This window comes from Candidatus Palauibacter sp., assembly GCF_965197445.1.
Classification (GTDB): Bacteria; Gemmatimonadota; Gemmatimonadetes; order Palauibacterales; family Palauibacteraceae; genus Palauibacter.
In genome coordinates this window covers 269184-285867 of the sequence record NZ_CBDANE010000003.1, presented here as the reverse complement: position 1 = coordinate 285867, position 16684 = coordinate 269184, and the positions used below count along the sequence as shown (strand labels likewise).

At 68.9% G+C, this 16684-nt stretch carries 18 protein-coding genes and 1 other RNA gene; 15 read left to right on the top strand and 4 right to left on the bottom strand.

All coding sequences use genetic code 11. From position 1 onward, the window contains the following. Position 1 precedes the first annotated feature (1 nt). The 13 genes from smc (at position 2) to dnaJ (ending at position 11830) form a co-directional block, all read left to right on the top strand. A complete protein-coding gene (gene smc, locus ACN9M6_RS01995) occupies positions 2-3520 on the top strand; it encodes a chromosome segregation protein SMC (protein ID WP_419161237.1) in 3519 nt (1172 codons plus the stop codon). Next, the gene (locus tag ACN9M6_RS01990; protein WP_419161236.1) at positions 3517-4314 is read left to right on the top strand and encodes an MBL fold metallo-hydrolase; all 798 of its coding nucleotides are present in this window, start codon (positions 3517-3519) and stop codon (positions 4312-4314) included. Before smc ends, ACN9M6_RS01990 begins: the two co-directional genes overlap by 4 nt. A 49-nt stretch (positions 4315-4363) precedes the next feature. Continuing rightward, positions 4364-5407 (top strand): 3-deoxy-7-phosphoheptulonate synthase, encoded by a 1044-nt coding sequence (gene aroF, locus ACN9M6_RS01985; RefSeq protein WP_419161235.1) that lies wholly within the window; start codon positions 4364-4366, stop codon positions 5405-5407. Beyond that, entirely contained in the window at positions 5346-5792 is a 447-nt protein-coding gene (locus ACN9M6_RS01980) for a YraN family protein (RefSeq protein WP_419161234.1), read from the top strand. Before aroF ends, ACN9M6_RS01980 begins: the two co-directional genes overlap by 62 nt. Before the next feature lie 46 nt (positions 5793-5838). Then, positions 5839-5934: signal recognition particle sRNA small type (gene ffs, locus ACN9M6_RS01975), an RNA gene on the top strand. Positions 5935-6011: 77 nt separating this feature from the next. Continuing rightward, the gene (gene dnaX, locus ACN9M6_RS01970; protein ID WP_419161233.1) at positions 6012-7709 is read left to right on the top strand and encodes a DNA polymerase III subunit gamma/tau; all 1698 of its coding nucleotides are present in this window, start codon (positions 6012-6014) and stop codon (positions 7707-7709) included. A gap of 14 nt (positions 7710-7723) precedes the next feature. Further along, positions 7724-8050 carry a YbaB/EbfC family nucleoid-associated protein gene (locus tag ACN9M6_RS01965; protein ID WP_419161585.1) on the top strand — a complete coding sequence of 109 codons (327 nt, stop codon included), beginning with the start codon at positions 7724-7726 and terminating at the stop codon, positions 8048-8050. Beyond that, positions 8047-8637 (top strand): recombination mediator RecR, encoded by a 591-nt coding sequence (gene recR / locus ACN9M6_RS01960; RefSeq protein WP_419161232.1) that lies wholly within the window; start codon positions 8047-8049, stop codon positions 8635-8637. Before ACN9M6_RS01965 ends, recR begins: the two co-directional genes overlap by 4 nt. Beyond that, positions 8634-8984, top strand: coding sequence for a hypothetical protein (locus ACN9M6_RS01955; RefSeq protein WP_419161231.1), 351 nt, complete (start codon positions 8634-8636; stop codon positions 8982-8984). The genes recR and ACN9M6_RS01955 overlap by 4 nt, the downstream gene beginning before the upstream one ends. Continuing rightward, complete coding sequence (pgsA, locus tag ACN9M6_RS01950; protein WP_419161584.1) at positions 8981-9610, top strand: CDP-diacylglycerol--glycerol-3-phosphate 3-phosphatidyltransferase; 630 nt, start codon at positions 8981-8983, stop codon at positions 9608-9610. The genes ACN9M6_RS01955 and pgsA overlap by 4 nt, the downstream gene beginning before the upstream one ends. Beyond that, positions 9603-10103 carry a CinA family protein gene (locus ACN9M6_RS01945; protein WP_419161583.1) on the top strand — a complete coding sequence of 167 codons (501 nt, stop codon included), beginning with the start codon at positions 9603-9605 and terminating at the stop codon, positions 10101-10103. Before pgsA ends, ACN9M6_RS01945 begins: the two co-directional genes overlap by 8 nt. A gap of 22 nt (positions 10104-10125) precedes the next feature. Then, a complete protein-coding gene (locus ACN9M6_RS01940; protein WP_419161230.1) occupies positions 10126-10725 on the top strand; it encodes a nucleotide exchange factor GrpE in 600 nt (199 codons plus the stop codon). A gap of 4 nt (positions 10726-10729) precedes the next feature. Continuing rightward, positions 10730-11830: a molecular chaperone DnaJ gene (dnaJ, locus tag ACN9M6_RS01935; protein ID WP_419161229.1), complete on the top strand. Its 1101-nt coding sequence runs from the start codon at positions 10730-10732 to the stop codon at positions 11828-11830. Positions 11831-11837: 7 nt separating this feature from the next. On the opposite strand, the gene mnmA is transcribed toward dnaJ, so the two are convergent. Further along, positions 11838-12935, bottom strand: coding sequence for a tRNA 2-thiouridine(34) synthase MnmA (gene mnmA, locus ACN9M6_RS01930; protein WP_419161228.1), 1098 nt, complete (start codon positions 12933-12935; stop codon positions 11838-11840). 13 nt (positions 12936-12948) lie between these two features. Next, positions 12949-14127, bottom strand: coding sequence for a cysteine desulfurase family protein (locus ACN9M6_RS01925; RefSeq protein WP_419161227.1), 1179 nt, complete (start codon positions 14125-14127; stop codon positions 12949-12951). Positions 14128-14205: 78 nt separating this feature from the next. Between ACN9M6_RS01925 and ACN9M6_RS01920 the strand changes: the two genes are divergently transcribed. Together ACN9M6_RS01920 and ACN9M6_RS01915 are read left to right on the top strand one after the other, a co-directional pair. After that, positions 14206-14292, top strand: coding sequence for a pentapeptide repeat-containing protein (locus ACN9M6_RS01920; RefSeq protein WP_419161582.1), 87 nt, complete (start codon positions 14206-14208; stop codon positions 14290-14292). A 19-nt stretch (positions 14293-14311) separates the two neighbouring features. Further along, positions 14312-14617, top strand: coding sequence for a hypothetical protein (locus tag ACN9M6_RS01915; RefSeq protein ID WP_419161226.1), 306 nt, complete (start codon positions 14312-14314; stop codon positions 14615-14617). 35 nt (positions 14618-14652) lie between these two features. Here the strand turns inward: ACN9M6_RS01915 and bshB1 are convergent, their stop codons facing one another. Together bshB1 and ACN9M6_RS01905 are read right to left on the bottom strand one after the other, a co-directional pair. Next, a complete protein-coding gene (gene bshB1, locus ACN9M6_RS01910) occupies positions 14653-15390 on the bottom strand; it encodes a bacillithiol biosynthesis deacetylase BshB1 (RefSeq protein WP_419161225.1) in 738 nt (245 codons plus the stop codon). Continuing rightward, complete coding sequence (locus tag ACN9M6_RS01905) at positions 15383-16669, bottom strand: ABC transporter permease (protein ID WP_419161224.1); 1287 nt, start codon at positions 16667-16669, stop codon at positions 15383-15385. The genes bshB1 and ACN9M6_RS01905 overlap by 8 nt, the downstream gene beginning before the upstream one ends. Between the last annotated feature and the right edge of the window lie 15 nt (positions 16670-16684).

Below are 16684 nucleotides of genomic sequence, written 5' to 3'. Positions count from 1 at the left end.
CTTGAAGATCAAAGCCCTGACGCTGCGTGGATTCAAGTCGTTCCCCGACCGGACGAGAATCGAACTTCACGATGGGATCACGGCCATCGTCGGCCCCAACGGCTGCGGGAAATCGAATATCTCCGACGCGCTGCGCTGGGTGCTTGGGGAGCAGCGCCCGACGGCGATCCGCGGCTCGAGGATGGAGGAGGCGATTTTCGGGGGGACGGAGGCACGCCAGCCCATCCACCGCGCGGAGGTCCTCCTCGAGATCGCCAACGAGGACGGGGTGCTGCCCGTGCCCTACCCGGAAGTCGCCATCGGCCGGACCGTTTATCGCGGAGGCGAGAGCGAGTACACGCTGAACGGCGCGGCCTGCCGGCTCAAGGATGTCCTGGATCTCTGCCGCGACACCGGCCTGGGCGCGAACGCCTACGCGCTGATCGAAGGGCGCATGGTGGACGCCATCCTTTCGGATCGCGCCGAAGAGCGGCGGTCGCTGTTCGAGGAGGCGGCCGGAATCGGGCGCTACAAGGACCGGCGTCGCATCGCGATGCGCAGGCTCGAACAGGCGGAGAATGACCTGCAGCGGCTCGACGACGTGCTCATCGAGGTCGGATCGAAGGTGCGGTCCCTCGGCCAGCAGCGGGGCCGGGCCGAACGCCATTCGAAGCTCCGGGCCCGACTTCTGCAACTCGAGGTGGCCGTAGCCGACGCACAACTGGAGGAGACGGGAAGGCGACTGGCGGAGGCCCAGGGCGAACTGGCGCGCCTCGATCGCGCGACGCCCTCGGGGCACGTCGATGTGCGGACGGCGGAGACCGAGGCGGAGAGGCTCCGCATCGAGCACGCCGAGATGGAGCGCGAGCGGGCCGAAGCGGCCCGCCAGGTCGAGGAGGCAAGACGGGCCGTCGAGGCGCGGGAACGTACGCGTCTCCTGGCGCGCGAGCGGATCACGACCGCGCGCGAACGCCTGTCCGCGCTCGGTGCCGAAGCCCGCCTCATCGAACAGAGGCGAGCGCATCTCTCCGTGCGCGTAGCGGAGGCGCGAACGTCGCTGGAGACGGGACAATCGCTCGCGGTCGAAGGTGCCGGCATCGCGGCCCGACTCCGGGCGGAGGCCGATGGCCTCGGAGTGGCGGCGCGCGCTGCAGCCTCGGCGCGCGACGCCGCCCGCGAGGAGCTTGAGGACGCACGGCGAGAGGCGGAGCGCTGGCAACTCGAGCTCAGCGTAAGCGAAGCGCGGGCCCGCGACCGAAGCGAGGAACTGGAACGCCGACGCCCCGCGCTCGATTCGCTGGCCGGGCAGGAGAGCGAACTCCGTGCGCAGGCGGCGAAGGCCGCGAACCTCGAGTCGGAACTGAACGATCGTCTTGGACGCGAACGCACACGTCTTCAGGCGGCGATGGACGCCGCTTCCCAGGCCAACGAGGCGCTCCGGCGCGCCCGCGAAGAGGGGGCCAGCCTGGAAGGCCGGCTCGCCACCGCACGGGCGCGGGCCTCGAGTCTCGCGTCGCTGGTAGGGTCGAGCGCGCTGCTGCCCGAAGCCGTCGCGGAGCTGCTGCAGGATCGATCCGCGATTCCCGGTCTCCACGGCACGTTGTCGGAGTTCATGGAGGCTCCCGGCCCGTGGGCGCCGGCCGTCGAGTCCCACCTCGGCCCCTATCTGCACGGGGTGGTCGTCAGAGACTGGGCGGCGGTCCGCGCCGTAGAGACGTGGCTCGAACGTCGCGGCGGGGAAGAGGGTGTCGTGGTCCTGCCTCTCGAGCCGGGGCCGCTCCCGGCCGCCGAGGCCGTGGACGCGCCGCTCCTGAACCACGTGCGGGTGAAAGGCGCCGGCGCAGTCTGGGTGAGAGCGCTCCTCGCGGGCGTGGAAGTCCCTCCCGACGGCGAGCTGACCCGACGTCCGCACCCGTGGGTCGACTCCGAGGGTCGGCGCCAGGACCGTTGGGGCGCCGTGTACCTTGGGCGCGCAGCCGGAGGCGAGGGTGTGCTGAGCCGACGGGCCGAACTGCGAGAGCACCGCGAGGCTGTCGAAAGGCTGGAACGGACGCGCGCCCGGTCGAGGGAAATCCTGAAGAAACTCGAATCCGAAGCGGCGGAAGCACGCGCTCGGGCCAGTTCTCGCGAGAAAGCGGTCTCGGACGCGGAAGCGGCCCGGCGCGAGGCCGAAGCCGACCGGGCGTCCGCCGAAGCCCGCCTCGAGCGGCTTGACCAGGAACGCGCAGATCTCACCGGCCGCATCGAACAGCTCGAAGCGTTCAGCGAGGACGAAGTCGGTCTCTCCGAGAGCGGGGAAGCGCGCGCCGAAGAACTGAAGCGGAGCGTGTCCGGACTGGAGTCCGCCTACACGACCGCCGGGGACGCGGCCGCGACGGCCCGCGACCAGGCCGAGGCGGCGAGAGCCGAGCTTCACGAGGCCCAACTCGCCCAGGCGCGTCGGGAGGCGGAGGTCGAGAATCGACGGGAGATCGAGGAGCGTCTCGCGGAGGCGGTCGAGGACGTGGAGGAGCGGTCCGGCGGGCTGACCCGGGAAGACGAAAGGCTCCGTGCGCTCATCGCCGAAAGCGAACGCCATTCGGAAGAGGCGGAGACCTTCATCGGGACCGGGCTCGAGACCCGAGCCCGCCGCGACACGGATCTGGCGACCATCGAGGAACGCATCTCCGAGCGCCGGGAGCTGCTGGAACGACTCGAGGCGGACCTGAGAGATGCGCGACGACTCGAGCGGGAGAGGGTCGAGACCCATCACAGGCTCGAACTGGAGATCACCCAGCTCGAGGCGGCCCAGTCCACCGTCCGAGGACGTCTGGAGGCGGAGTGGGACGCCCCGCTCGCGGAGCTTCGCGACCGTGTCGAGCCCATCGAAGACACGGATCCCGACGAGTGGGAGGAGGAACTGGAGCGGACACGGCGTTCGATCGCGCGCATCGGTCCGGTCAACCTGCTCGCCCAGCAGGAATACGAGGAAGAGCAGACGCGTCTCGAGTTTCTGACCAGCCAGCGCGACGACCTCAATCGCGCCCGGGACGACCTGCGCGCCTCTATTCGGCGGATCAACCGGCGGGCAGCCGCGGCGCTGTCAGAGACGTTCGAGCAGGTGCGGTCCAATTTTCATCGGACCTTCGACGCACTGTTCGAGGGCGGCGAGTGCGATGTCTGGCTCGAAGACCCCGAGGACCCGCTCGATTCGCCGATCGAGATCTCGGCCAGTCCCCGCGGCAAGCGGACGCAGCGGATCCACCTGCTGTCGGGCGGCGAGCGCGCCCTGACGGCGCTCGCACTCCTCTTCGCGATCTATCTGGCGAAGCCGAGTCCCTTCTGCCTGCTGGACGAGGTCGATGCGCCGCTGGACGAGACCAATATCCTCCGCTTCGTCCGCATGCTGGAGGAATTCAAGCAGGAAACCCAGTTCATCGTCATCACCCATAACCCGCTCACCATCGCCAACGCCGACTGGATCTACGGCGTGACGATGCAGGAAGCCGGGGTCTCCTCGATCGTCGGGGTAGAGCTGGACCCGGCCACGCAGCCGGCTTGAGCACCGCGAAGTCCCCGGCTGACGAACTGACCGTCGTCGGCTGCGGCACGGTCGTGCCCGAGGGCGACCGGGCGGCCTCCTGCTACTGGGTATCCGCGGAGGACGCACGCGTCCTGTTCGACTGCGGGCCCGGCGCCGTCCAGACGCTCGCGAGACTGGGGCTGCCGTGGGGAGGCCTCACCGACCTCGTCATCAGCCACTTCCACGCGGACCACGTCGGCGCCTTGCCCGGACTCTTCTTCGCCTTCCGGCATGGGCTGGAAACGCCCCGGGAGCGTCCACTCACGGTCTGGGGTCCCACCGGCACGGCGCATTTCCTCGAGAAGCTGGCGCACGCGTACGGCGAGTTCGTCCTGGACCCCGGCTTCCCCCTGCGCATCGAGGAACTGACGCCCGGAAAACCCCGCGCTCTGCCCGCCGGTCCCCGGCTCGAAGCCCACAAGACCCCGCACACGGACGAGAGCGTCGCATGGCGGCTCGACGGAACGACGTCCAGTTTCGGCTACAGCGGCGACACGGGCCCTTCCAGAGCATTGGGGCCGTTCATGAACGGCGTGACCGCGCTCGTGTGCGAATGCTCGCTCGACGACGCGCAGGCGTCCGACAACCACCTGTCTCCCGCCCGTGTCGCCGCCGTGGCGTCGGCCGCGCGACCAGGGCTCCTCATCGTCACGCACGTGTACCCGCACTTCCGGCTGAGTCGTGATGTCGTCCGACTCGTGGCCGAGGCCGGCTACACGGGAGAGACGTGTCTGGCGAGGGAGGGGCTCCGGGTCACGTTGACGAACAGGTGAGCCCACCAGACTATCCTGCTCCGTCACAGAATCACTCACAGGGGGAACCATGCTGGTGGTTATGAAGCACGGTGCCACGTCCGGACAGATCGAGGACGTGGTCCGCGCGATAGAGAACATGGGATACCGGGCGCGGCCCATGCCGGGCTCCCAGCGCACGACCGTCGGGCTGGTCGGCAACGACGGACGCGTCCAGGAGAGTCGCCTCGTGGGGATCGAGGGAGTCCTGCGCGTGATCCACGTCTCCCAGCCGTACAAGCAGGTCAGCCGGGAGTGGTGCCCCGAGGACACCATCATCGAACTGGAAAACGGGGTCCGGATCGGCGGCGATGATGTCGTCATCATGGCCGGCCCGTGCGCCGTGGAATCTCGCGCACAGATCCTCGAGGCCGCCCGCAGGGTCGCAGCCGCCGGAGCGACGGTCCTGCGCGGGGGCGCGTTCAAACCGCGTACCTCACCGTACTCCTTCCAGGGGTTGGGGGAAGAGGGACTCCAACTGCTCGCCCGTGCGCGCGAAGAGACCGGGCTCGCGATCGTCACCGAGGCGCTCGACACCGACAGCATGGGCCTGGTCAGCGAATATGCCGACATCATCCAGATCGGCGCCCGCAACATGCAGAACTACTCGCTCCTCCGCGCGGCGGGCCGGGCGGGCAAGCCGGTGCTGCTGAAGCGGGGAATGGCGGCGACAATCAAGGAACTTCTGCTGGCGGCGGAATACATCGTGGCCGAAGGCGAACCGCGCGTGATGCTGTGTGAGCGCGGCGTGCGGAATTTCGACACGCACGCGCGCAATCTCTTTGACCTTACCGCGATCGTCACCATCCAGGAGCTTTCGCACCTGCCGATCGTCGCCGACCCCAGCCACGGTACCGGTGCCCGGTCGAAGGTGGGGCCCATGGCACGGGCCGCGGTGGCGGCTGGCGCGGACGCGCTCATCCTCGAGGTGCATCCCGATCCGGCCTCGGCGGCCTCGGACGGCCAGCAGTCCCTCACACTGGAGCAATTCGACGGGTTGATGATCGAGCTCAATGCGATCGCCGACGCCATCGGTCGCAGAATCGCCCGCGCCGCGGTTCCGGCTCACGGCTGAGCGGACCGGACGCCGCGTCCCAGCCAGAGCCACGGGCAACCTCGGCGAGCGCCTGGCGGCCAGGCACCTCGCGGCGGAGGGATACGAGATCCTCGATCGCAACTGGCGCGTCGGCCGACTGGAGATCGACCTCGTCGCCCGCACCGGCGACACAGTGGCGTTCGTAGAGGTGAAGACGCGGCGGTCGGGTGTGCAGTCGCCTTCCGAGGCGCTGTCGCGCGCGCAGCGCAGAAGGATTCGCGGCGCGGCCGGTGCGTGGATCCGGCAGCATCCCGGCGTTGGGACGGAATTCCGGTTCGACCTCGTTGCGGTCGAGTTCGACCCCGGCAGGAGCCACCGGATCGAGCATATCCCCGAAGCCTTCTACGGCGACGACCTTTTCTGACGGAGTTTTCTGGCCGCCGCCCCAACGGGCCGCTAAGATACCGGTGCCCCAGGCCCGTGGGGCCGGAGCGCGTGAATCCCGTCAGGACCGTGAAGGTAGCAGCGGTAAGCGTGTGACGGTCGCCACGGCACGCCTGGGGTCGTTCACGCGGCGTCAGACCGAGAGAATTCGTCACCGGCCGGGGCCGCGACCCCGCCGGTCCAGACCACGCACGAGCCCGTGTACCGTACCGCGCTTGCGAGAACCTACCGGCCCCGCAGCTTCTCGGAGCTGATCGGGCAGGACCACGTCGGACCCACGCTCCGGGCGGCGATCGAGTCCGGCCGGGTGGGGCACGCCTACCTCTTCTGCGGCCCCCGCGGGGTCGGCAAGACGACGACCGCTCGTGTCCTTGCCATGGCGCTCAACTGCCCGGAGCAGGCGGCGGGCGAACCGTGCGGCGTGTGCCAGTCGTGTGAGCGGATCTGGTCCGGGGGCGCCTCGCTCGATGTCGTGGAGATCGATGCCGCCAGCCATCGCGGCGTCGAGGACGCGCGCGACCTGAGGCGTCGGGCGGGGTACGCGCCCACGAGCGAGGAGCGCTACAAGGTCTATATCCTCGACGAAGCCCACATGTTGACCCGCGACGCGTGGAACGCACTGCTCAAGATCCTCGAGGAGCCACCGCCACGGGTGATCTTCGCCTTCGCCACCACGGAGCCTCAGAAGATCGAGCGCGGGGCGGCCCCCGTCATGTCGCGTTGCCAGAGGTTCGATTTCCGGCGGGTCTCCGTCGGGGACATCACGAGCCGGCTCGAAACGGTCCTCGAGCGCGAGGACATTCCGGCCGAGCCCGGAGCGCTCCGGGCCATCGCGCGCCGCGCCGAGGGCGGAGTCCGCGATGCCCTTTCCTCATTGGACCAGGTGCTCTCGTTCAGGGGCGACACGGTCGAACTGGCGGATGTGCGGCTCATGCTGGGGCTCGTGGATGAGGACCGCTATCTGGAGTTCTTCGAGATCGCGGCGGGCCGCGATCGGGCGCGAGTGTTTGCTTTCGTCCAAACCCTCCTCGACGACGGATACGACCCGGCGGAGTTCCTGCGTGGACTCGGGGAGGCGCTGCGGACCCTGCTCGTCCTGCGTCTCGACCCGGAGGCCGATTCCGCAGAACTCCTCCCCGAGTCGCGGGAGCGTTTTCTCCAGGCCGGCGAGGCGATGGTCCCGGCGGACCTCCTGAGGATGCTGGCCGCGGTCGGCGAGTTCGAGGCTTCCGGCACCCTGCACCGGTCCTCTCAGCCGCGAATTCAGCTCGAGGTGCTGCTCCTGCGGCTCGTACGCATGGAGTCGACGGTCGCACTCGAGGAACTCCTGGCCGCGCTGGGGGGAGAGTCCGTCGACACGCCTCCGGCGCGCACGAAAGCGCCGCGCAAACCTCGCGGCACAGGCGACTCCGCCCCCGCCGCTCCGTCTCCAGCCCCTGGCCGGCCATCCGCGCCTCCGGTCACCGACGACCCGCCCCGGAGACCTGAACCGGCTGCGGAAGAGACACCGTCGACCGGCGCGGACGGCTCCGCTCGAGTTCGCGACGCGTGGGCCGCGGCCGTTGCCGAGACGCGAGGCCTGGGAGGCGTCGCCGTGGTCGCCCTGCGGGGCGCCGAGGTGCAGGGGCTGGTCGAAGATCGCCTCACGCTCCGTGTGTCGGCCGGGTTGCGCCCCGATCTGGAGAAACTGTTGAAGGACCGGCCGCGATCCGATCCGCTCCGGGCGAACCTGGCGAGCCGTCTCGGCCGTGAACGTCTCGACGTAGAGATCGTCGACAACCGGGGCGGACGGATGACCGCCGGAGAGGCGGCCCGGACCCGCGTCGAGCGGCTCATGGACGGGAATCCACAACTGAGGGAAGCCGTCGACGAGCTTGGCCTCATCCTGAAGGAGTAATGGCCGTGGAAGGCGTGAACCTCCAGCAGTTGATGCAACTGAGCCAGCAGATGCAGGCTCGGATGACCGAGATGCAGGAGAAGCTCGAGCGCCAGACGATGATCGCGGCCTCGGGCGGCGGAATGGTCGAGGTCACGGCGGACGGCCAGGGCAACATCAAGGCCGTCTCCATCGACCCCGCCGTGGTCGACCCGGCAGAAGTGGAGATGCTGGAGGACCTCATCGTTGCCGCCGCCTCCGAGGTGCAGCGCCGAGCCCGCGAGCGGATGGAGAGCGAGATGCGCCAGGCCGCCGGAGGGCTGCCGATGCCGGGTCTCGGCAACCTGTTCGGTCGCTCGTGAACGCGATCGAGACCCTCGTCGGCGAGCTGGGCCGGCTGCCGGGAATCGGCCGCAAGACCGCGCGGCGGCTCACCTATCATCTGCTCAAGAGTTCGAAGGACGACGCGCGGCGGCTGGCCCGAGCCATCGATCGGGTGGCGTCGGAAGTGCGGGTCTGCGGGGCGTGCGGGAATCTCAGCGATGTGGATCCATGCGAATTCTGTCGCAGTTCGCGACGGGACCCGGCCCAGTTGTGCGTGGTCGAGGAGGCCTCGGACATCCCGGCGATCGAGAACTCGGGGAACTTCGGGGGGTTGTATCATGTACTTGGCGGGCGACTGTCTCCGCTGGACGGGGTGGGGCCCGAAGACCTCAACATCCGGGGCCTGCTTCGGCGCCTCGGCGACCCGGTGCGGGAGGTGATCATCGCCACGAACGCGAGCGTCGAGGGGGAGGCCACCGCGACGTATCTACAGCGTCTGCTGACGTCATCCGCCGATGTATCGATTACGCGTCTCGCCCGCGGGCTGCCCGTGGGGGGAGACCTCGAATACGCCGACGGCGTGACCATCGCCGAGGCGTTCGCCGGCCGGCGGGAGATGCCATGACCACGCGGATCGAATACAGAGACCCCGATCGCGGCGCAGCGACGGGTTGGAAGATCGCCGCGGCCGCCCTGCTGGGCGCCGCTGCCGCGGTCGGACTGGGCATCTATCTTGCGCGCGACCAGATGCGTCGACACCGCCGCGAACTGTTCAGTCCGCACCCTCTCCGGCGGCTGGCTGCGCTCGGTTATCTGAAGTCGCATCCATCGGTGGACGACCTTCCTCTGCTTCGAGACTATCTGGCCTGGGAGGAGCGTCCGCTGCTTCGCAAGAGAGCTTCGGCCGTCCTCAGCGGTCTCGAAGCCGTGCTGGTGGGTGACGGCGTACTTGAGAGCGGGGAACCACACTGAACCTCCCGAACGCGATCACCACGGGACGAATCCTGGCGGCGCCGATCGTGACCGTTCTGCTCCTGCAGCCGAGCCCGCTGTCCCGACTCCTCGCGTTCGTCCTGTTCGTCTGCGCCGCGCTCTCCGATTTGTGGGATGGGCACGTGGCCCGGTCCCGCGGACAGGTGACTTCGTTCGGCAAAATCGTCGATCCCCTGGCGGACAAACTGCTGCTCGTCGCGGCGTTGATTCCCGTCTACAGCATCAACCTCGGCCAGTCGGACACGGGGTCTCTGCCGCTGCTCGGCGTGGTTCCGCTCTGGGCTGTCGTGGTCCTCCTGGGCCGCGAACTGCTGATCACGCTTCTGCGATTCCTCCTAGCGCGGCGCGGCCGCATCGTGGCGGCTCGGAGCCTCGGGAAGAGGAAGACCCTCGCCCAGAACATCTTCATCGGCTCGGCGATTCTCTGGGTGGCCTTTCTGACCCCCGGGTTCGCAGCACCATCCGGATCGGCCTGGCGCTGGTTCTCCGCGCTCCACGGCTGGTTCACCACGACCCTCCTCACCGCCGCGGTGCTGCTCACCCTGGCCTCGGCCGTGACCTACGTCGGCACGTTCTCGCGCGTCATGGCGGGGCGTAATTCGTAGCGGGAGTCACGCGCTGCTCGACGAGGCCGCGGTACTCATCGGGCGCTTGCGCGAGAGGGGCCATACGCTGGCGTTGGCCGAGAGCTGCACGGGGGGTCTGATCGGTGCGGCCCTCACTGCCGTGCCGGGGGCTTCGGAGGTGTTCTGGGGCGGGCTGACGAGCTACGATGACGCCGCCAAACGAGCACTCCTCGGGGTATCGGAAGCAACCCTCCGCCGGTACGGTGCCGTTTCGCGAGCCGTGGCGGAGGAGATGGCGGCGGGGGCGCGGCGCGTAGCCAGGAGCACCTGGTCCATCGCCGTCACCGGCATCGCCGGGCCCTCGGGCGGCACCGCAGAAAAGCCCGTCGGCACCGTGTGGATTGCTCTCGATGGTCCCTCGAGCGAGGCCCGGTGTCATAACTTCGGAGACAGCCGGAATGAGATTCGCGAAGCCGCCGCCGTGGAGGCGATGCGTTGGCTGGGTTCACGTGTACCCCTACCTGGCAGTTAGACAGGGCTTACGAGGATAGTCGATGGGTGAACGGGAGAAGATAAGCGAGGAGCGGGGAGAGTCCGCTCCGGACGTGTCGGGTCTCGAGGCCGAAGACACTGCGGAAGCGCCGGAAACGCCCGGGCACGTCGATGAAGTCGCCGCGCCGGAGCCCGACGAGGCGCCCGACGCGGAAGGCGAACTCGCGGTGCTGCGAGACCGTCATCTCCGCCTGGCGGCAGAGTTCGAGAACTTTCGGCGCCGGACGAGGCGGGAGCTCGGCGAAGCCGGAGAAAGAGCCCGAGCGGAGCTGGCGGGTAAGCTGCTCGAGGTGATGGACGACCTGCAGCGCGTGGCAGACACGCCGTGCGACGGCACGACGACCGAGGCGCTGCACGAGGGGATCAGTCTCGTGGCCCGCAAGTTCGCCAAGGTGCTGGCGGACGCCGGCGTCGAACAGGTGAATCCGGTGGACGAGCGCTTCGATCCGACCCTCCACGACGCACTCATGATGACGCCGACCGACGACCCCGCGCTCGACGAGCTCGTTTCGCACGTCGTGCTCGTCGGTTACCGGCTGGGCGACAGGCTGTTGCGTCCCGCACGCGTAACGGTCTTCCGCCACGACGAAGAAGCCACCTGATCCGATGGCCACGCAGGCGAAGGACTACTACAGGATTCTCGGGGTCGCCGAGAACGCGGGCGCCGACGATATCCGGAAGGCCTACCGCTCGCTCGCCAAGAAACACCATCCCGACGCGAACGCGGGAGACCCGGCCTCGACCGAGAAGTTCAAGGAGGTGTCCGAGGCGCACGGTGTCCTGTCCGATCCCGACAAGCGCAAGAAGTACGACCGGGTGCGCAAGTACGGCGGCCTCGGCGCGTTCAGCCCGGGCCCGGCGGGTGGAGCCCCGGGGGGCGGAGGCGGGTTCAAGTTCGAGGATCTGTCCGACCTCGGCGGCATCGGCGGCATCTTCTCGTCCATTTTCGACTTCGGAAAGAAAACCCGGACGGAGACAGAGGGACCCCAGCGGGGCCGAAACGTCGAGTACCTGGTCACGATTCCGCTCCGCACCGCCGCGCGTGGCGGCAGAGTCTCGGTCACCGTGCCGATCAGCGAGGAGTGCGCCACTTGCGACGGAAACGGCGCGGCCCCCGGCACGTCCCTGCAGCGCTGCCCCGAGTGCGAGGGAAAGGGCGAGGTCACATTCGGGCAGGGCGGGTTCTCCGTGAGTCGACCCTGTCCCGTGTGCGTGGGGCGCGGCGCCGTCCCCGAAACGCCGTGCTCCAGCTGCTCGGGCCGCGGGCAGGTGAATACACGACGAAAGCTCAGCGTCAAGGTGCCCGAGGGAGTCGAGACCGGCTCGAGGGTGCGCCTGTCGGGCCAGGGCGAGCGCGGTCCGGGCGGCGGCCCGGCCGGCGATCTCATCATCAAGTTTCGGGTCGAACCGGACCGCTTCTTCACGCGCGACGGGCTGGACCTGGCGTGCGAAGTGCCCATTAACGTCGCGCAGGCGATCCTCGGCTCGAAGGTCAAGGTGAGGACGATTGACGGGAACAAGGTGGTCTTGAGGATCCCGCCGGGCACGCAGAGCGGTACCGCCTTCCGGATTCGTGGCCAGGGACTCCGGCGCGGCGACAACCGCGGCGATCAACTCGTCAAGGTCATCGTGGAGACTCCCGACCTGTCCGGCGAAGGCCTGAAGGCGGTCCAGGATCTCGCGAAGCAGGAGGGCCTCCCGCACTGAGGCGGTGTCAGTTCGACACGATCACGCCGCCGCCCAGAACAAGGTCACCGCGATAGAGCACCGCGCTCTGGCCCGGCGTGATGGCCGACTGGGGAGCGGGCAACTTCAGCGAGAACGAGGTCGGCGTCACTTCGATCACATCCCCGTCGACGATCGCGGCCCCGTGCCGAATGCGCACGCCGATCCGCTCTCCCGCGACGGGGCGCTCCGCGAGCCAGTTCACGCCCTGCGCAGCGACACGGGAACGCGCCAGAGACTCCCGCGGGCCGATGACCACATCGCGCGACTCGGGCCGGATCTCGAGCACGAACATCGGTTCGGAAAAGCCCCCCGGCAGCCCCTTCCGCTGGCCCACCGTGTAGTGGGCGTAGCCGAGATGTTCTCCGGCTGCGGAGCCGTCCTCGAGGCGGATCGCTCCCGGTGAGAGGGCCGGGTGGTCGTCGGGGAGGTAGCGGCGAAGGACCCCGGCGTAGTCGTTGTCCGGGACGAAGCAGATCTCGAACGACTCCGGCTTGTCCGCCGTGTCCAGACCGAGCCGCCGGGCCTCGTCCCGCACCTGCGGCTTCGTGAGGTCGCCCACCGGCAGGAGGAGACGGTCAAGTGCCTGACGCGGCATTCCCCACAGGAAATACGTCTGGTCCTTGCGGTCGTCCGCGCCGAGGCGGAGTTCCGGACGCCCGGAGCGGGGCCGGACGACGCGCGCGTAGTGTCCCGTCGCCAGCCAGTGGCAGCCAAGGTTGTCTGCCCGCTGCACGAGATCCCGGAACTTGGTGAAACTGTTGCAGCGGACGCAGGGAATCGGCGTCCGCCCCGCCGCGTACTCCGAAACGAAGTCGTCGATCACATCCCGCGTGAAATCCGCTTCCACATCGAAGACGTGATGCGGCATGTCGAGCTGTGCCGCGACGGACTTGGCGTCGGCGATCCCGTCCAGACCGCAGCAGGTCCGGCTGGGGCCCTCGGTCCCGGAGTAGCAGAACGTCTTCATCGTCACGCCGATGATCGGGCGACCCTCACGCGCCAGCAGCGCCGCCGTGAGCGACGAGTCCACGCCGCCGGACATGGCGACGAGCACGGAGTCCGCGAGACGAGAGGGCGCGATCATCGTGCGGGGTTCGTCATGCCGTGAGGGCGAGCACGCGCGCGGCGACTCGCGCGATCGCGTCGGCGGCCCGGTCGATGTCGGCCAGGGACGTCTCGTGGCCGAAACTGAACCGCACCGCGGCGTACGGTGCATCGCCCGCGATCCCGATGGCGTCCAGCACGCCGGAGCCGACGCTGGAGTCGGACCCGCAGGCAGATCCTCCCGAGGCGGCGATCCCCTCGAAGTCGAGAGAGACGAGAACGGCGCCGCTGTCGCAGCCCGGAATCCCCACGCTCACCAGGTTCGGCAGTCGCAGCGGCGCCTCGCGCCCGTGAATCCGCGCGTCCGGGATCTCCGCGATAAGCCGCGCCTCGAGGTGGTCGCGGAGCGCCGTCCAGCGCGCCACCTCTGACTCACGGTCCCCGATCACCAGCGCCAGCGCCGTTGCGAAGCCCGTGGCGCCAATCGGGTTCTGCGTGCCCGGCCACATCGACCTCTCCTGGCCACCTCCGTAACTCAGCGGCTCCAGCGTCACTCCCGGTCGGCGGTAGAGCAGGCCGATGCCGACGGGTCCGCCAAGCTTGTGCGCCGTGGCGGACAGCAGGTCGACCGGGGTGCGCTCGAGGTCGACCTCGACCTTGCCCAGCGCCTGAACGGCGTCCGTATGCACGAGCGCGCCGTACTCGTGCCCCAGCGCCACGATGTCGTCCATCGACTGCACGGTGCCAATCTCGTTGTTGGCCCACATGACGGAGATCAGGGTCGGCGCGGCCGGATCCGCTTCGAGCTCCCGCCGCAGCCACTCGAGGTCGAGCGCCCCGGAGCCATCCACCGGAATGCGATACGCCCGGGCTCCCTCCGCCTCGCCGCGCTCCGCCGCCTCGAGACACGCCTTGTGCTCGATCTCCGACACGAAGACCCGCGGGCTCAGATCCTGGTGCGACCGCACGAAGCCCAGAATCGCGAGGTTGTCGGACTGGGTGCCGCCCCCCGTGAAGAAGAGGCACGATCGCTCGCATCCCAACAACTCCCCGATCCGTCCGCGCGCGAGCTCGAGACAGCGGTGGGCTCGGCGTCCGGGCCTGTGCGCGCTGGCCGGATTGAAGCCGTGCCGGAGTTCGGCCCCCATGGCCTCCCACACCTCGGGGCGCATCGGCCAGGTTGCCGCGTAGTCCAGATAGAGACGTTCTGTGTCCCGCTGTATGGTCGTCATTTTTGGCCTGGATTCGCCCGTTCGGCAATGACTGTCTATTGTGTCGAATCTTCGAACGACGCCGCAACTCGGAAGTGAGTGCATGGAACCACCACCGTCCGGCCCGGGGCCGACCTCCCCGGAACCGACCTCCCCGGGGCCGATCTCTCCGGCGCCGACCTCTGACGAGCAATCCATACCACCCATGGGCGCCCCCGTGTTCCGGACGACCGTGCACGGACTCGCGTTCGAAGATCGCGCCCGCCACCTCCACACGGTGAACCCCCGGGAGGAGTTGGTGCTCATCCCCGACCCGCCCGGCGGCCAGCCCGACGATGTGTGGGTTCATATCCGAACCGGCGATCCCGTCGGCCACCTTCCGCGGGAGATTGGCGCCTGGCTCGCCCCCTGGATGCGGCGTGGCGGATCCGCCCGCGTTCAGGTGATCAAGGTCGGCCCCGAGTCGGTGCCGAGCTGGAAGCGGCTACTCGTCGAGGTTCGCTGCGGCTGACCCCCCCCCGAAGCCGCCCCCGCCGCCGCGTCTCCTCACATGGAGGCGACGCCCACGCTCATGATGTCGTCGACCCGCATGGTCTCGTCAGTGAGAAACGGTTCGCCGTGTGGGGCCCGGATCAGCGAGCCGTAATGCCGTGAAGCGGTCTCGATCCGTTCGACGAGCGGTTGCCCGGCGGGGAAGATCTCTCCCGCCGCAGTCGCCCCGTCGAACTGCGACGCGTAGCACCGGGCCGCGTCGATCTTGCGTCGGAACTGCTCCTCCGTGAGCGGTACGACGAACGTCGGTTTCACCGCGTCCTCCCGGTAAGCCATGGCGTAGACGATCTTCGTCGGTCGCCGCCCAGGCCCCCCTTCATAGCGGCGCAGTCCCGCCAGAAAACAGGCGTCCCGCGCGAGCTCCGAGGCAATCCGGTGATCGGGATGGCGCCCGCGAGGATACGGCAGGATCACGGTCCCCGGCGCGAGGCGCCGCAAATGCTCCACGACCACGCGTCGTGCCTCCTGCGAGTTCTCGAGCCTGGCGTCGGGAAGTCCGGCGTTGGCCCGGACCGCGACGCCCAGCGCCGCCCCCGCGCGGGCCGCCTCCTCCGCCCGTATCTCCGGCGTCCCCCTCGAAGCCATCTCGCCGCGGGTCAGATCGAGTATCCCCGTCCGATATCCCTCGTCCGCGGCGCGCGCCAGCGTCCCTCCACACGTCAGTTCGGCATCGTCGGGGTGCGCCGCTATGGCCAGGAGATCCAGCGGCCCATCGCTCAGCGGCCTACTCATGGCGCAGCGCCTCGATCGGGTCGAGCCCCGCTGCCCGGGAGGCGGGATAGAGTCCGAACCCGACGCCCGTGAGCGCCGAAGCCCCCAGCGCGGCCACGATCGACCAGAGCGGAACAACGGCAGGCAGCGGTGTCCACTGGTTCACGGCCCACACGATGAGGCCGCCGATCAGGAGCCCGGTGGCCCCGCCGAGCAGCGTGAGCGTCGACGCCTCGACGAGGAACTGCCACATGATGTCGCGACGGCGCCCACCCATCGCCTTGCGGAGCCCGATCTCGCGGGTCCGTTCGGTCACGGAGATCATCATGATCCCGATGACCCCCACGCCGCCGACCATGAGCCCGATACTCGACAACCCCACCATGGCCGCGAACAGGACCCCCGTCAGCTGCCCCCACAACTCGAGCAACTGGTCCTCGGTCATGATCGCGAAATCCTCTTCCTCGCCCGGTCTCAGCCCCCGGAGCTGCCGCATCCGTGCCCGGGTCGCATCGAGCGCCGTCTCCAGGTCGGTCTCGGGCTCCGGCCGGACCACGAAGCTGACCATCCGGTCCCACACTCGCAGAACCTTGTCCGCCGTCGCGAACGGCACCCACACGTAGTGCGTCGCGAGGCCGGCGAAGAGGTTGGCCGGCACCCGATACACGCCGATGACCCGGAATATCGCGCTCTCGTTTCTGCGCCCGATCCGGATCTCCCGCCCCAGCGGGTCGCGGTTCCCGAACAAGTCCACCGCCGCGGCCGAATCGATCACCGTGACCTGCACTCGGCGGTCGGCCTCCGAGGGCGTGAACCAGCGTCCGTAGATGACGTCACCCCCGTCGATCTCGAGATAGTCGGCACCCGCGCCGAGAAGCGAGATCTCCACGCGCACCGATCCTGCGCTGGCTTCGTATCCCTCCTGGCTCAGATCCACGAACGCGGCCGCGCTCCTGATGCCGGGAACGCGACCGAGGTCGTCCGCCCACTGCGGCTCCAGCGGCTCGTTCCTGAGAAAATCAGACTCCTCTTCGCCGAGCACGCTGATGTTCGTTGACGTGAAGTCGAAGTGCGCCACCCAGAACGTGGTGATCCCGCGCGGCGACATCAGCTGCGAGAAGCTGGTGTTGATGCCTGTGATGACGGCCGCCATGACCATGACGACGAGGACCCCGATCGTCACGCCGAGGATCGTGAGACTGCTCCGGACCTTGTTGGCTCCGATCGAATCCAGGGCGACCCCGATGCCCTCGCTGATCGTCGAGAGGAAACCCATCCCGCCGCGTGCGGGCGCGCTCATGGCGATGTCACTCGA